General features: G+C 35.2%; 11 protein-coding genes. 3 read left to right on the top strand and 8 right to left on the bottom strand.

Going from position 1 to position 15,779, the window contains the following annotated elements:
* Positions 1 to 35: 35 nt before the first annotated feature.
* The 3 genes from MYRA21_RS00125 to lgt all read right to left on the bottom strand — a co-directional run bounded on the left by MYRA21_RS00125 (position 36) and on the right by lgt (position 4,479).
* Positions 36 to 2,489 carry a hypothetical protein gene (locus MYRA21_RS00125; protein ID WP_039328008.1) on the bottom strand — a complete coding sequence of 818 codons (2,454 nt, stop codon included), beginning with the start codon at positions 2,487 to 2,489 and terminating at the stop codon, positions 36 to 38.
* A gap of 376 nt (positions 2,490 to 2,865) precedes the next feature.
* Positions 2,866 to 3,594 carry a GNAT family N-acetyltransferase gene (locus MYRA21_RS00130; protein WP_006258612.1) on the bottom strand — a complete coding sequence of 243 codons (729 nt, stop codon included), beginning with the start codon at positions 3,592 to 3,594 and terminating at the stop codon, positions 2,866 to 2,868.
* Positions 3,595 to 3,618: 24 nt separating this feature from the next.
* Complete coding sequence (gene lgt, locus MYRA21_RS00135) at positions 3,619 to 4,479, bottom strand: prolipoprotein diacylglyceryl transferase (RefSeq protein ID WP_039328013.1); 861 nt, start codon at positions 4,477 to 4,479, stop codon at positions 3,619 to 3,621.
* Between the two features lie 786 nt (positions 4,480 to 5,265).
* On the opposite strand from lgt, the gene MYRA21_RS00140 reads away from it, so the two are divergent.
* Positions 5,266 to 5,823 carry a hypothetical protein gene (locus MYRA21_RS00140; protein ID WP_006264278.1) on the top strand — a complete coding sequence of 186 codons (558 nt, stop codon included), beginning with the start codon at positions 5,266 to 5,268 and terminating at the stop codon, positions 5,821 to 5,823.
* A 135-nt stretch (positions 5,824 to 5,958) separates the two neighbouring features.
* Complete coding sequence (locus MYRA21_RS00145) at positions 5,959 to 7,269, top strand: DEAD/DEAH box helicase (RefSeq protein ID WP_039328018.1); 1,311 nt, start codon at positions 5,959 to 5,961, stop codon at positions 7,267 to 7,269.
* Positions 7,270 to 7,324: 55 nt separating this feature from the next.
* Here the strand turns inward: MYRA21_RS00145 and MYRA21_RS00150 are convergent, their stop codons facing one another.
* Positions 7,325 to 10,381 (bottom strand): DNA polymerase III subunit alpha, encoded by a 3,057-nt coding sequence (locus tag MYRA21_RS00150; protein ID WP_039328021.1) that lies wholly within the window; start codon positions 10,379 to 10,381, stop codon positions 7,325 to 7,327.
* 591 nt (positions 10,382 to 10,972) lie between these two features.
* Positions 10,973 to 12,214 carry a DNA polymerase IV gene (gene dinB, locus MYRA21_RS00155; RefSeq protein ID WP_039328023.1) on the bottom strand — a complete coding sequence of 414 codons (1,242 nt, stop codon included), beginning with the start codon at positions 12,212 to 12,214 and terminating at the stop codon, positions 10,973 to 10,975.
* On the opposite strand from dinB, the gene MYRA21_RS00160 reads away from it, so the two are divergent.
* Positions 12,215 to 12,982, top strand: a complete 768-nt coding sequence (locus MYRA21_RS00160; RefSeq protein WP_006258618.1) for a helix-turn-helix domain-containing protein — start codon at positions 12,215 to 12,217, stop codon at positions 12,980 to 12,982. It begins immediately after the preceding gene.
* Positions 12,983 to 13,271: 289 nt separating this feature from the next.
* Here the strand turns inward: MYRA21_RS00160 and MYRA21_RS00165 are convergent, their stop codons facing one another.
* The 3 genes from MYRA21_RS00165 to MYRA21_RS19110 form a co-directional block, all read right to left on the bottom strand.
* Positions 13,272 to 14,339, bottom strand: a complete 1,068-nt coding sequence (locus tag MYRA21_RS00165; protein ID WP_006258620.1) for a 2,3-butanediol dehydrogenase — start codon at positions 14,337 to 14,339, stop codon at positions 13,272 to 13,274.
* A gap of 283 nt (positions 14,340 to 14,622) precedes the next feature.
* Positions 14,623 to 15,486 carry an IS3 family transposase gene (locus MYRA21_RS18870; RefSeq protein ID WP_200888303.1) on the bottom strand — a complete coding sequence of 288 codons (864 nt, stop codon included), beginning with the start codon at positions 15,484 to 15,486 and terminating at the stop codon, positions 14,623 to 14,625.
* A 14-nt stretch (positions 15,487 to 15,500) separates the two neighbouring features.
* The gene (locus MYRA21_RS19110; protein WP_006261795.1) at positions 15,501 to 15,767 is read right to left on the bottom strand and encodes a transposase; all 267 of its coding nucleotides are present in this window, start codon (positions 15,765 to 15,767) and stop codon (positions 15,501 to 15,503) included.
* Between the last annotated feature and the right edge of the window lie 12 nt (positions 15,768 to 15,779).

Genomic DNA, 15,779 nt, shown 5'->3' on the forward strand with positions numbered 1-15,779 from the left:
CTTATTGCTTTTTTTTATTTCTCTTACTTGTATATTTAAGGAGTAACTATTTCTGTAGATACATATTTTAGTACAACAATATAATTTTTAGCCACTGGCAAAGTGTTATAAAAATTACCACTACCAAAACGGAATTTAACAGATGTATTTTTACTATTAGTTACATCAGTTACACCATTAATTAATAATTTATTACTACTATCATAAATATGAGCTGTTAATAAATAATCTATATTACTCAATGGAATAGCCTTTATTTCTGAATTATACGTTAAGCTTGTCCCTGGAGGGGTTTCTACTTCTCCATTTATAATTCTAACAGTATAAACTCTTTGTCCCTCAACAGTTTCATTGGTCGCTATTGGTTTAATAGTAATTTTTATATCGCTACCTTTCAAAGTTTCCCATTGTGGTTTACCATTTATATCTGTTACTAAATGCATATTCTTTTTCTCAGGAACAGTAGCTAATTTATCTATTGTAAGAGTACTAGGTGCTATCTTATCATTATCAATAGATTCTTTTTTAATCGACAAATTTACTCCTTCAAGAAGTGCTCCTGTGGCTAGCTGAGTTCCTGTTGTAGCATCCCCTACCACGATAATACCATCAGTAGTTAAATCAGCTTTTGTTGGTTTAATATCACTTTTAAGTGCCCACTCTACTCCACCTGTAGCATTAGTAGTTAATACTTTATCATTACCTTCTCCCTTTATCTTTTCTTTTGATACTGCATTATTAGCAATATGTCCTTCTTCAATACCTAGAGCTTTTACTTTTATTGATGCTGCATTTACTAATGCTAAATCTCCATCTGTTACTTCAATAGAAGCATCACCACTTAACTTAGTTCCTGCTGGTTTAATATCACTTTTAAGTGCCCACTCTACTCCACCTGTAGCATTAGTAGTTAATACTTTATCATTACCTTCTCCCTTTATCTTTTCTTTTGATACTGCATTATTAGCAATATGTCCTTCTTCAATACCTAGAGCTTTTACTTTTATTGACGCTGCATTTACTAATGCTAAATCTCCATCTGTTACTTCAATAGAAGCATCACCACTTAACTTAGTTCCTGCTGGTTTAATATCACTTTTAAGTGCCCACTCTACTCCACCTGTAGCATTAGTAGTTAATACTTTATCATTACCTTCTCCCTTTATCTTTTCTTTTGATACTGCATTATTAGCAATATGTCCTTCTTCAATACCTAGAGCTTTTACTTTTATTGACGCTGCATTTACTAATGCTAAATCTCCATCTGTTACTTCAATAGAAGCATCACCACTTAACTTAGTTCCTGCTGGTTTAATATCACTTTTAAGTGCCCACTCTACTCCACCTGTAGCATTAGTAGTTAATACTTTATCATTACCTTCTCCCTTTATCTTTTCTTTTGATACTGCATTATTAGCAATATGTCCTTCTTCAATACCTAGAGCTTTTACTTTTATTGACGCTGCATTTACTAATGCTAAATCTCCATCTGTTACTTCAATAGAAGCATCACCACTTAACTTAGTTCCTGCTGGTTTAATATTACTTTGAGGTACCCACTCCGCTTTTGTTCCATCATCACTTGTAACTAAAACTTGATTAGCTTTATCTTCAGCTGATATTTTAATAGGCATAACACTATTATCACCTATACCAATAGTAACATCATTCAACACAGAAGCTGTCCCATTAGTAATACTAATACCATCTAATACCTTCAGTTCTTTCTTATCAGTGATATTATTTCCATCTACTTTAGGTTTTCCTGGAGTCCATTTAGTTCCATCATAAACAAGTGCAAGGTCTTTATCTGTTGCAGGATTTGCTTTAGCTACTTCTACTCCTTTAATCTTATCTACGCTTGTACTATCCGCCTTTCCTGACACATCTCCTCCTAAAGTGATACCTGAAGGGTCAGCATTAACTGTATATGTAATTTGTCCATTTACTGGAGGTGCCTCATCAACTTTAATTCCTGTTCCTTCTTCAACCTTAACTTTAGTTGCTGCACTAGTAACTAAGTCTTTAATCCAAGTCTCAAAATTTGTACTTGATTGTAATTCTTTAGATATTTCTATTTCAGTATCTTTTCCATCCTCTGCTTTATACACTAAAACAGTTTCTCCTGCCTCTTGTTTAACGGATAATTTTGTTAATGTTTCAGATAAATGCTCACTCGATTTAGACATCAAAGCTCTCCAAAGTGTTCCATCCCAAAAATAGAATCCAGATTTCAATACATCTGTTGGAAGTTTTGCCTTGTGGTACACTAATAAACTCTCAGGATATATCCCCCCTTTAATAGTAGTAATATCTTTCTCACCTGTTAAAAAAACACGTGGGATTAAAACACCTTTAGTATCTGATCCTACATCTAACACTGCTGTCCCATCAGGTATAATTGATTTACCAATACCAATACCATCTTGAGCTTGCATCGTACTCAGTGCCATAAATGCTACACCAGCAAATAGTAATTTCTTTTTCATAGTATTCTTTTTATTTCACAATATTTTCACAAACAAAAACAGTTAAAAACAACCCATAACAAATACAAATTATCTTAACATAAAACAAAACTAATAAAAATATTAACACATTTAACAATAAAAGACAAAATAATTAATACCATTTAATCCTTTACGCTAAAAAAACACGCCTACATTCTCCTTAAAACCAAAAATTATCTCAGTAATCAAAAAAGAACTATTGCTTTAATGCAATAAAATACCAGATATTCCTAATAATAAATAAATAACTCCTCTCTACTAGAAAGCCAACTAATCCGAATCACTATACCACAAAAAAAATCCCTCAGTAACACATGCTACTGAGGGAATCTTATTATCCTAGTATATTATCTACTTATTCTTCATCTGCGACTATGGCTTCCCATTGTCCGAATAGGGTGAAACCTACTGCCTTAGCTAAAGCTATAGAAGTATCATTATCTGTCTGGCATCTATACTGAGGTACATGCCCTCTATCAATCACCTCTAGACAAATAGCCTGAACTAAACGTGTCGCAATCCCCCTACCTCTATAGGCATCATCCGTTATCACTCCTATATCTGCTAGCTTAGTTTCTTCCCATGGATACACACTCACAGCGCCTACTAGCCGATCTCCATCGAAGGCGCCATATACGATCCAATGCTTTAAAGAAACATAAGCTCCATCGAGATCTTCTTCTGAGCATACAGATTCGAACTTTCTAAACGCCTCTTTATCCGTTTCTATAGACAAAGCTCTGATCACTATCCCTTCTGTGATATCACTAAGCTGAGAGACTCTATTATCTAATAGATAATAAATATAATCTGGTGAGTGCAATTCTAACTTACAGGTAGAGATAGCCTCTCTAAGAGTATGGATAGAGTACTCCTCTAATTCCCTTAGCTTTAATGCTTCTGCTACCATTGGGGTGACTACAGCCATGGTATGCTTATTCGTCATTTCTAAAATCATGACTTTATACAGCTCATCTAAGGCTGGATTAGACACTAATGTAAACACCTCATCTAGATGAATAATACTTCCCTGCACCATCTGAGATCTCCAGTAAGTATGTACTTCTTCTACAAATTCGCCCATGATCTATATACTTCTTATACCTTATTACTTTATCGTTGTCCCTATCAGAGCACGAGAGTCATAATGACTTATCCCTCTCAACTTATCCTGAAACACTAACATCAATACTCCTATTAATATAAACGGAACACTTAACCACTGCCCCATATTCAACATCATATCTTGTTCGAAGGCTACCTGATTCTCTTTAAAGAACTCTAACACAAATCTAGTCAGGAACATCAGAATTAAAAAATAAGAAAAGATCACTCCATTATTCCTTACCTTCTGACTGCGGTATAAAAACCACAAGATCACTCCTGTCAATATATACCCAAAGGCTTCGTATAGCTGAGTAGGGTGACGTGGAATCATATCATCATGAGCAAAGATAACTCCCCAGCTCCCACTCGTCGGCTTGCCATAGATCTCTGAATTCATAAAGTTCCCAAAGCGAATAAATGCTCCTGCTATCGGTACTCCTAAGGCTATTCTATCCAAAATCCAGAATGCTCCTATCTTATACTTACGACAGTATAAATAGATTGCTAGCAGTACTCCGATAGCTCCTCCATGACTGGCTAACCCCATAAATCCTACATACTCATACACTCCATCGACCTTAGCAAAAGGGATAATGATCTCTAAAGGGCGCTGCATATAGTAATCAAACTCATAAAATAAACAGTGTCCTAACCTAGCTCCTAATACTGTACCTACGATAATATATAGTAACAACTTGTCTAAATACGCCTGCGGAATGCGCTCTTTCTGAAAAACATAACTCACAATCTTATAGCCTAGGATAATCCCCAAGGCAAAAAGAACTCCATAATAACGCACAGGTACAGCACCTATTTTAATCATTTCGGGATTGGCATCCCATAGCACAGCAGCTAAACTCATCTACTTAGTTTAATTATTAACAAGGGTACAAAGTACTGCATTTATAATAACCTATAGATATAATATTTTGTTATTTTGTTACAGCACATTATAATTCACTGTACTCCTTTATACATCTACTAACAGGAAACATCTATGGTACCTAAAACCTCCTCACCCTACGAGTCTCCATACTATAAAAGAGAATTACAGCATAGCAGATACCTTATTAGTATCATCATAGGAGTAGATATCATCCCATAATCTCAGATTACCTTTATAGCTGATACAGTGATACTTTCTAAGATAGAAGAATATTATACTTATTTAATGAGAATATATCGTCTTATTTTATGACCTCCTTGCGATAAAAAAAACTGTATGCATAGGCCCATCTTGATACTATCTTAGACTGATATTATGAATATACGAAACAAGAAACAAAACACTTAGCTTGCACTTCTTAGGGGATTCCTAGGAGATTTCTAGGGCTTTTCTTGCCCAGGAGGCGTCTTTGTCGAAGAAAGGTGCAAGAAACCCTCAAGCAATCCCCTAGCAAATCAATACAAAACTAGCCTTAGTTTATGAATAAAGACAGATAAGAAATAGGTCTTTTACGTACTTTTTTTAATCATGATATTTGAATATTCTATTATTCAAATATTTGTATTACTTTTTTTATTTTATTGCTTATATAATTACAACATTTTATTATTATTCGGACTCATATTTATGTTTCCATCTTAAAACCAGCTTGTTTTTTTCTATATATTTGGATATTATAATGTAAGTAATCTAAAGATTATTATGAGAAATATTTTTTGCTTATTGCTAGTTCTATTTTCTACACTTTGTTTTGGACAGAAGTCTGTGGATGTTATGATTATTAGAAATAATAATGACACTATTTATTCACTACTTAGGATAGAAAGAAATCTGTTTGATAGAAAGTTAATCGATGAAGCATCTTTTTATAGGAGATTAGTTCTTTTAGATAGCAATGGGAAAAAAACAGTCAAATTAAAAGCTAGTGATGTAAAGAAATTACAGTTTATTGATTTAAAAGGAGTGGAAAAAATTTATGTGAATGGTGGAGATGTTTTACAACGCCTTGTATTTGATGGAAAAAAAATAAAATGGTATAAATTTCTTAGCCAACATATGATGGATAGATCTATTCAATATTTTGATTATTTAGTTGATCAAGATAATAAGAGATATAATATGGGTCTTTTTAATAGTAAAAGAAAAAAACTTCTTGAGGCTACTGCTTCTAAACCAGAGCTAATCGATCGAATAGAAAATTCAAGTTTAAATGATGCTGAAATACTTGGGATTTTAAGCGATTTTGAAAACTTAGATTAATTTTATAATAGAGTTTAATTATTCTTTTTTAATATCGCTTATAGAGTTATTGACAGTATTACGCTTCTACTTTTATTAGATAAAATTAAATAACTAGAGAATAATAAAGTGAATTAGAAAAACTACCTTTGCTCCATGAATAAAGCAGAGATACTTAAAAACTTAAATATTGAGGCATTAAATGAAATGCAAACCAAAGCATTTAGTGCAGCTCAGAAGAACCCAAATATTATCCTTCTTTCCCCTACAGGATCAGGTAAGACAGTTGCATTCTTAATGCCTTTGTTAGAACGATTAGACCCTGCTATCAGAGGAGTACAGGCAGTTATACTAGTGCCGACTAGAGAACTTGCTCTACAGATAGAGACTGTATTTAAGAAGATGGGAACACCTTTTAAGATTAACTCTTGTTATGGAGGGCATTCTACTAAAACAGAAATAAAGAATTTCAGCACACCACCAGCAGTATTAGTAGGTACACCAGGTCGAGTGGCTTTTCACGTAGAGGAGTTTTCTTTTAACACAGAGACCGTGACTAGCTATGTAGTAGATGAGTTCGATAAAGCTCTAGAGATGGGCTTCCAGACTGATATGGATTATATCATCAATTCGTTTGATAATATCTCTTTCAGAATGCTTACATCAGCTACTGCTTTGAAGAAGATTCCTGAGTTTACAGGTATAGTAGATCCTGAGCGTATTCATTTCTTAAAGAAAACAGAGGTAATGCCAGACCTAACTTTTAGTCAAGTTATTTCTACTGCAGAAGAGAAGTTAGAGACTGTAATTAAGCTTATAGGTAAGATAGGTAAGGACACTATTCTTATCTTCTGTAATCACCGTGATGCCGTAGCTCGTATTAGTGAGACATTGACTAAAAAAGGAGTTGCTAACAGTGCTTTTCACGGAGGAATGTTACAAGAAGATAGAGAGCGTGCTATCATGAAGTTTAGAAATAAGAGTGCACATATTCTTATCGCCACAGACTTAGCTGCTAGAGGACTTGATATCCCTGAGATTGGTCATGTGATTCACTACCAGATACCACAGAAAGAAGATGCTTTTATTCATAGGAATGGACGTACTGCACGTATGAAGGCATCGGGTAAAGCTTATGTGATGATTACTAAAGAAGAGAATATCGAGTTTATCAACCCTGATATGCCGATAGAGGACCTTGATGGAAGCTATACTATCGACAATAAAACAGATTTTAAAACAATCTATATCAGTGCTGGTAAAAAAGATAAAGTCAACAAAGGGGATATCGTTGGTTATCTAATCAAGACAGGAGGCTTGACCAAAGAGGATATAGGCGTGATAGATGTACGTGATACACAGGCTTTCGTAGCAGTGAATACAAAGAAAGTTAAGGCTCTACTGACTGCACTAGTAGATACAAGACTTAAAAATAAGAGAGTGAAGATAGAGATAGCTAGAGACTAATTTAGCTAATATATACAATGAAAGCCTTGGTACATATCTTGTATCAAGGCTTTTCTTATTTAAACTTCATTCTATGACGCGGTAGATTGATTTCAGAAGCTTTAGGATAAGGCTGGCGATGAGTAAGACTCACATCTTCTCTTACCTTAGACTCTGTAGTCTGATAGTGTTCATCCTCATAGTGATAACGAGGATCAGCCATAAAAGGCAATCTCGCCATTTTTAGAATCTGTACATTGGGAAAGTGATATTCTACCTCCACCGTTCCTAATAACAAATAACAACCACCCCCTACGAAAGGATATTCCTCTAAGCTATCAGGGAAGTGTACCGTGTCAAAATACTGTCCATTGGCATCTATCCAAGTACCGAAGTACATACTCCCTTTAGAAGTAGGTACGTGCTTACGAGCAATTAAGTAACCGAGCATTCTTACTGTTTTCTTATGATGGTGTAGTAAGTCACAGACCATTACATCTCCTCTGAACTTCGTTTTTAATAAATCAAAAGGCATACAAGAAATAGGAAAGCCCAACAACTCTAACTCATCAAATGCGTCTTCGTATACAGAGCGCGTTAAGGTCGGAAAAGTGTATTCCTGTATAGGTTCTTGTAATAAAGTAAGTGTAGGAGTTGGCTCCTTTTTACTCAACAGTAGTTTTGCCTGAATCAATAACTCATTCTTTTGTTTGCCAAAGGATTGAAAAGCACCGATGAATATTAACTTCTGTAAAGAGTCCATCGCTATAGAAATACGTTGTATAAAGTCATAGAGAGATTCATATCTACCATTGGCTTTTCTCTCTTTTAAAATAGCTTTAAGCAACTCTATATTTAATCCTTCTATGAGTTTTAACCCTAAGAATAGCTCTTTACCTATTAAAGTAGTCTGCAATTCACTAGCATTAATACAAGGTGGCAATACATGAGCACCTGACATCGCTGCTTCGTGTATATAAACTTCTGTGCGATAGAACCCTCCTTCGTTATTGATAACCGCAGTGATAAATTCTAATGGATAGTAAGTTTTAAGATATAGACTTTGATAACTTTCTATGGCATAAGAGGCAGAGTGTGCTTTACAAAAAGAATACCCTGCGAATGACTCTATCTGTCTGTATATTTCTTCACTAAGTGCTCTAGGATGTCCTTTAAGATCACAATGCTCAAAGAACCTGTCTTTCACAGCCTGTAACCCTGCTAGAGAACGGCTTTTGCCACTCATTGCCCTGCGCAGAATATCTCCATCAGCCGCAGGTAGTCCGCCGTAGTGTAACGCTATTTTGATCACATCTTCTTGATAGACCATGATGCCATAGGTTTCGCCTAATTGTTCTTTAAATACAGGATGAAAGTATTCAAATTGATTAGGGTGGTTATGGCGATAGATATATTCTTGCATCATCCCACTCTGTGCTACCCCAGGGCGTATAATAGAAGAAGCTGCTACTAGTATTTTGTAATTATCACATTGCAACCTTCTTAATAATCCACGCATAGCAGGACTTTCTATATAAAAACAGCCAATCGTATTACCTATTTTTAACTGTTGGTTACACAGCTCTTCATCTTTAGATAAAGCAATATTTCGAATATCAACTTCTATTCCTTGATTTTGAAGAATGAGTTCAGTAGCTTCATCTATATGCCCAATGCCTCGTTGGCTAAGGATATCAAATTTATCAAAACCAATATCTTCAGCAGTATGCATATCAAACTGTACCACAGGAAATCCCTTAGGAGGAAAGTCTAATGCGGTATAGCGAGTAATAGGATCCTCCGAAATCAAAATACCACAAGCATGCATTGTACGCTGATTAGGAAAACCTTCTAACAATTGTCCGTATTGATGGATTAGAAGCACGATACTGTTCGTTTCGTGGTCTTCTATAGGATTACGCGTTAGTGTGTCTAATTCGTTCTTAGATAGCCCGTACACCTTTCCTATTTCTCTAATAATAGAACGATATTTAAAAGTAGATACTGCACCACAGAACGCCACGTGCTCTTTTCCATATCGCATAAAGATGTATTGAAGGATATCATCCCGTTGATTCCAAGACCAATCAATATCAAAATCAGGAGGAGACTTTCTATTCTGATTTAAAAAGCGCTCGAAGTACAAGTCTAGTTCTAAAGGACATACATTAGTAATGCCTAGGCAATAGCCCACTATACTATTGGCACCACTACCCCGTCCGATATGCATATAGCCTTGACTATTGCTATACTGAATAATGTCCCAGGTAATCAGAAAATACCCCTCAAAGTTAAGTTGATCTATTACGCTGAGTTCTTTAGCTAATCTTTCTCGAGCAAGAGTATGATCTTCTCCATATATTTTGACCATCCCTTCATAGGCTAGTTGTTGTAATAAATTCAAGTCACTAACCTTATCTTCAGTATAGTGTTTTTTATTTCTAGGAACTTTAAAAGAAAAAGAAAAATTGCACTCACTCATTAGTCTTTGAGTGTTCTCTATCAGCTCAGGATAATCCTTAAACTCTGCTATGATTTGTTCTTCAGATTTAAAACTATCTTGAGGAGAAGCGCAGTCTTTCTCTGTTAATTTAGAGAGTAGAGTATTCTTATCTATCGCACGTAGAATACAGTGTAGTTTATATTCTTCTTCATTCAAGTGATTGACTGTATGCAGGACAACTAGCTTATCCATTAATGATCTCCACTTCTCTGCATAGAGTAGAGAAAGTTGATTATTTTGTACTCCAATATATTCCCATTCTTTTAGAGTAGAAACCACAGTTGAGAATGGGTAAATCACAAAACAGTTTTGAAAGTCTGGAGCAATAGACGATACTGTAATAATCCCTTCATTTATATCCGTCAAGAACTGACCTATTTCACTAAAGCCTTCTTGGTTTTTAGCAATGAGAATATAGTGTAATTTATCCTCAGTTCTGATTTCAGTACCTATTATTGGTTTGATAGCGGTCTCTTTACAAGCTGTAATAAACTCATATACACCACTTAGGTTATTGATATCAGTCAGCGCCATTGTACTAATATGATATTGCTTACCTAATTCTACAAGACCCTGTACAGGAATAGTCCCATAACGCAAGCTATAATATGAATGACAGTTTAATAACATGTTTTTATTTAATTATGAATTTAAAATTAGGAATTAGGAATCACTGCCTTTGGCAACAGATGATACACACAGCGCATACCACACTACATCAACACACAGTAAAGGCGATTACTATACGCCCCAAAACGTAAATACAATGTTGTATATCGCCATAAATCAAGACGATAAGAAGACACTGCTTAGATGTTTTGTGAAATCAGATAGTTTAGTTTATCATATCAATTGTCAGTTTATCACGTCACATAAGTACATCATAGCCTAGCCAAAAATTCCTAATTCTTAATAATCGTCCCTACGATTGGGTGTCGATAGGACGTGATATACATTGTGGTTACGTTGTCGGACGTATGTAATACGTCCCTACGGTTGTGTGCCGATGGAACGTGATATACATTGTGGTTACGTTGTCAGACGTATGTAATATGTCCCTACGGTTGGGTGCCGATAGGACGTGTTATACATTGTGGCTACGCTGTCGGAAGTATGTAATCGTCCCTACGATTATGTGTCGATAGAACATGATATGCATACTGAATGCCGCAGGCAATATTCCTAATTCTTAATTCCTAATTTTTAATTCCCCGAAGGGTCTCATTCTTTCTTCATTTTCAAGAAAGCCCCAGAACACCTTGCTACAGCATCTACACCATAGCGTTTCTTCATTCTATCCATTGCCTGATAGAGCGCCATCATCTCTTCTGTATCTTCGAATAAGTTCATTTGATATGTCCCACGTACCAATCCGCTAAACTGAACACCAATAAGGCGAAGGCGCATTCTTCTTTGGAATACTTTATCAAATAACTCATGTACTAATTTAATAAGCGTATGATCTGCTGATGTATAAGCTATCCGAGTTTGTTTGGTCTCTGTATCAAAGTTCGTATAACGTATTTTGACAGTAATGATAGAAGTAAGCCATTCTTCAGAACGCAACTGATAAGCCAGTTTCTCCACCATACCTGTAAAGATAGATTTGAGCAAAGGGATGTCTATGGTATCTTGATCAAAAGTGTGTTCAGACGAAATAGACTTTCTTTCTCTATAAGGTTCTACAGGAGTAAGGTCAATGCCGTTAGCTTTTTTCCATAAGTCTATACCATTTTTACCCAATAACTTTTGAAGTATTTGATGTGGCATTTCAGATAATGTCTGTATATTCCGAATACCAATGCGAGAAAGTAGCGTATAGCTAACTTCTCCTAACATAGGGATTTTGCGGATAGACAGTGGATTGAGGAAGGGCTGTACTTCAGGTGTTGTAATATTGAGAGCTCCCTTAGGCTTAGCCTCTCCTGTCCCTATTTTAGAGACTGTTTTATTAATAGATAAAGCATAACTTAAGGGTAATCCAGATTCGTGTTGTATCGTTTGCGTCAATTCTTTGATCCAAAGTGCTGATCCAAAGAATTTGTCCATTCCTGTTAGATCTAAGTAAAACTCATCTATACTCGCCTTTTCCATAACGGGAGCTTTCTCTGTAATAATATCCGTAACGAGATGAGACATCTTAGAGTATAACTGCATATCTCCTTTTCGGACGATGGCTTGTGGACATAAACGAGTAGCCATACGAATAGGCATGGCAGACCTCACCCCGAATTGCCTTGCTTCATATGAACAACTAGAGACGACTCCGCGATCTCCTCCACCGATAATGATAGGTAGCCCATTTAGAGAAGAATCTACTAAACGCTCACAAGACACAAAGAAAGTGTCTAAATCTAAATGTGCAATCGCCCTTTCCATAATAGAAATAATTAAAAAATCTTGTACGAAATTACTACCTATATTAGCAATAATACGTATATTTGATGCTATAAATAATAGCAAATGTCGTTTTTATCAGATAATATAAGGTATCTACGTGCTCAGAAGATCATGTCTCAGCAGAAAGTAGCAGATGAGTTAATGATAACTCGTGCACGTTATTCAAAGTATGAAGAAGGAGCCTCTGAGCCACCTTTAGAAGTATTATTGCGTATTTCTCGTTTCTTTCATGTCAGTGTAGACTTGATGATTTCTGTTGATTTGCGCAAAGTTCCTATGCAAGATTTACTCAAGCTTGAGGACAACCGTATTCTATTGCCTATTATGGTAGATCCTCATGGCAATAACTTTATAGAGATTATTCCTCATAAAGCGAGAGCAGGATATTTGACAGGATATGCAGATCCAGAGTTTATTCAGAACCTAGATCAGATATCTCTTCCATTCCTAAAAGAAGGAAAGTATAGAGCCTTTCCTATAGAAGGGGATTCTATGCCTCCACATCAGGAAGGTTCTTTTATCATTGGTAGTTATATCGAGCGTCTAGATTATATCCGAAACGGACATACATATATCATCATTACAGCGAATGAAGGGGTGGTGTATAAACGTGTATATCGCATAGATGATGAGACATTAGAACTACACTCAGACAATACCTTTTATGAGCCTTATCGCATTAAAGCATATGATGTATTAGAAATATGGGAATATGCAAGTAGTATCGCCACAGAAGAGTTTAAACCAGAAGACCTAGGAGAGCCAGATACTAAGGCAATGTTCCAAGAGATCAGACATATGTTAGGAGAAGTGATTAAGAAAGTGAAATAAGCCACTAAGAAATTACGAATTTCAAATTACGAATTACGAAGCTTGCCTTTTAGGCATTAATAAAAGAATTAAAAATGTTGCTTGCAACACTCATTAATTAGGAATTGAGAATTAGGAATTTATGACTTCAGCATAGGTATGTATATCTGGCAGATAAAATCATAAGTGTTAAACCCATCAAAAAAGCCATTACTTGTTTTTAAGTAATGGCTTTTGTATTTATTAATAGAATCCTAATTCCCGAAGGGAAAGCATTCCTAATTCCTAATTTATAACTCCTAATTAAAAGTTATGCTCTATTGATATCAATAAGGATTTTAACTTGTTCTGGATTGCTTACTAAGGCTTCAAAACCATTTGTTACAATCTCGTCTAAACCAATTTTATTTGTCACTAATTTTTCTACCTCCATACGACCAGAGTCGATTAAGTTAATTACTTCAGGGAAGATATTTCTATAAGCGATAACCCCTTTTACAGTGATCTCTCTTAATACTTGATCTAAAGCATCGTGTTGAACTGGTTTTCCGAATAAAGCAACTAATACAGCAGTACCTCCATTACGAGTAGAAGCAATACCTGTATTATAAGAAGCTTGTACTCCAGCACAATCTAAGAATACATTAACTCCTAGACCACCAGTCAAGGCTTTAATCTTAGCAGGAAGATCAGCTTCCATAGCATTGAATACATGAGTAGCTCCGATTTCTTTTGCTTTCTCTAAGCGTTTCTCTGCTACATCTGTAACGATCACAGTAGACGCACCAGCTGCTAAAGCTGCTTGAGCACATAGTAACCCGATAGGTCCTGCACCAGATACTAATACTGTCTGTCCTACTTTTAGACCACTCTGTAGTACTGAGTATACAGCTACTGCAGCAGGCTCTACTAAAGCACCTTGTTCAAAAGACATCGTATCAGGAATTTTGTGAATCATATAATCTTCAACCACTACGTATTTTGCAAATCCTCCATTACCTGCTAATCCGATGAAACCTAAGTGTTCTCCTAAGTTGTATTCTCCAGAAGCTACGAATGGACTATCGAAGTTTTTATAGATAGGCTCAATTACTACACGATCCCCTACTTTAATATTTTTTACACCTTCACCTAATTCTTCAACGATACCTGAGAACTCATGTCCTAAAGTAGTTACACCCTGATGACCATTTAATGGATAAGGTTTGTCTAATGGAATTAATTGAGGCCCGTGTACATATTCGTGTAAGTCTGATCCACAGATACCAGCATATTGAACTGCTACTTTTACCTGTCCTTTAGCTGGAGTAGGGATTTCTGTTTGTTCTACTCTAATATCTTTGGCTGCATACCAGCGTGCTGCTTTCATTGTGCTCATAATAATATTCTTTTTTATGTTTCACTCAAATATACTGAGAAAACTAGAGAATATTCGTTTCCTGCGAAGCTTTGGTTGTTAATTATTAATCAATATTGTGTTATCATTTTAAGACTGCAAGTATTTTAGAATGATAACTTCTAAAATGGAAGAGATAATGTAGCTTGTTAAGTATCTATGTTTAAATTTTAACGTAAAAAGGAGAAGTGTATTTATAAGAAAACGAGTATTGGAATAAGGTTAGATTGAGATTAGAATAATTGCTTTTGTAGGCTTCCCCATTTTAGGACACCTCTAAATTCGATAAATAATTCTTATTATGTTCAGATTTGATGAAGAATTTAAATTCTTCATCAAATCTGGGCTTATATTCTTTAGGAGATTTATTTCCTAATGCTTTATGAGGATGGTTAAAATTGTAATCCTCTCTCCATTTATCAGCCAATCTTTGTAACTGGTAGATATCATTGAAGTAAAAAGCATCTAATATATCCTCTCTAAAAAATCGATTAAAACGTTCTATATATCCATTCTGCATTGGTTTGCCAGGCTGGGTATATTTAATTTCTATAAAATTCTTCTCACACCAATTTACAAAGGTTTTAGAGATAAATTCAGGACCGTTATCACATCTAATGTACTTTGGAGTACCTATTTCTTGTTTTAGGTTTTCTAATGTTTCTATTACTGCTCTTGCAGGATAGCTTAATCCAGCTTCAATAGCTATTGCTTCTCTATTACAGTCGTCTAATACATTAAAAACTCTTACTTTTCTGCCATCTGTAAGTAAGTCACTCATAAAGTCCATACTCCAACACTCATTGAGCACTTTTGGCGTTTCTAAAGGCTGTTTAACTCTTGTTATTAAACGTTTCTTATGTTTTCTTCTTAGACTTAGTTTCATTAAGCGATAAACGCGTAGAACTCTTTTTCTGTTCCATATAAGTCCTTCTCTGCGTATCTTATGATAGTACTCATCAAAGCCACGAGTAGGGTATTGTTCTGCTAATTCACTTAGTTTATCAATGACTTCTGTATCATCTTTTTTACTTTGGTAATACCACATTGATCGGCATAGTCCAACTAATGAACAAATACGAACAATGGATAACTTATATTGCTCTAACAGATACTTTACCCTTTCTATTTTATCTGCTGAGCTTAGAACTTTTTTGACAGAATATCTTTGAGCATTTTATTGTCTAAACTAACATCAGCATACATCTGTTTGAGCTTGCGATTCTCTTCTTCAAGTTCTTTTAAACGTTTCAGCTCTTGTTTTTCCATTCCACCATACTTCTTTCTCCAATAGTAAAACGTGCTCTTGTCAATTCCTAATTCTCGAGAAATTTCACTTACTGATCTTCCTTGTTCATTTTCTTTGAGAGCTTTAATTATTTGACTCTCACTAAAATTACTTGTTTTCATATTTGACAGTTT

It is taken from the genome of Myroides sp. A21 (genome assembly GCF_000807225.1).
GTDB classification, from domain to species: Bacteria; Bacteroidota; Bacteroidia; order Flavobacteriales; family Flavobacteriaceae; genus Flavobacterium; species Flavobacterium odoratimimum.

Coding starts and splice junctions, on each gene's coding strand:
- MYRA21_RS00125 (WP_039328008.1), bottom strand. CDS start 2,489: ATGAAAAAGAAATTACTATTTGCTGGTGTAGCATTTATGGCACTGAGT.
- MYRA21_RS00130 (WP_006258612.1), bottom strand. CDS start 3,594: ATGGGCGAATTTGTAGAAGAAGTACATACTTACTGGAGATCTCAGATG.
- lgt (WP_039328013.1), bottom strand. CDS start 4,479: ATGAGTTTAGCTGCTGTGCTATGGGATGCCAATCCCGAAATGATTAAA.
- MYRA21_RS00140 (WP_006264278.1), top strand. CDS start 5,266: ATGAGAAATATTTTTTGCTTATTGCTAGTTCTATTTTCTACACTTTGT.
- MYRA21_RS00145 (WP_039328018.1), top strand. CDS start 5,959: ATGAATAAAGCAGAGATACTTAAAAACTTAAATATTGAGGCATTAAAT.
- MYRA21_RS00150 (WP_039328021.1), bottom strand. CDS start 10,381: ATGTTATTAAACTGTCATTCATATTATAGCTTGCGTTATGGGACTATT.
- MYRA21_RS00160 (WP_006258618.1), top strand. CDS start 12,215: ATGTCGTTTTTATCAGATAATATAAGGTATCTACGTGCTCAGAAGATC.
- MYRA21_RS00165 (WP_006258620.1), bottom strand. CDS start 14,339: ATGAGCACAATGAAAGCAGCACGCTGGTATGCAGCCAAAGATATTAGA.
- MYRA21_RS19110 (WP_006261795.1), bottom strand. CDS start 15,767: ATGAAAACAAGTAATTTTAGTGAGAGTCAAATAATTAAAGCTCTCAAA.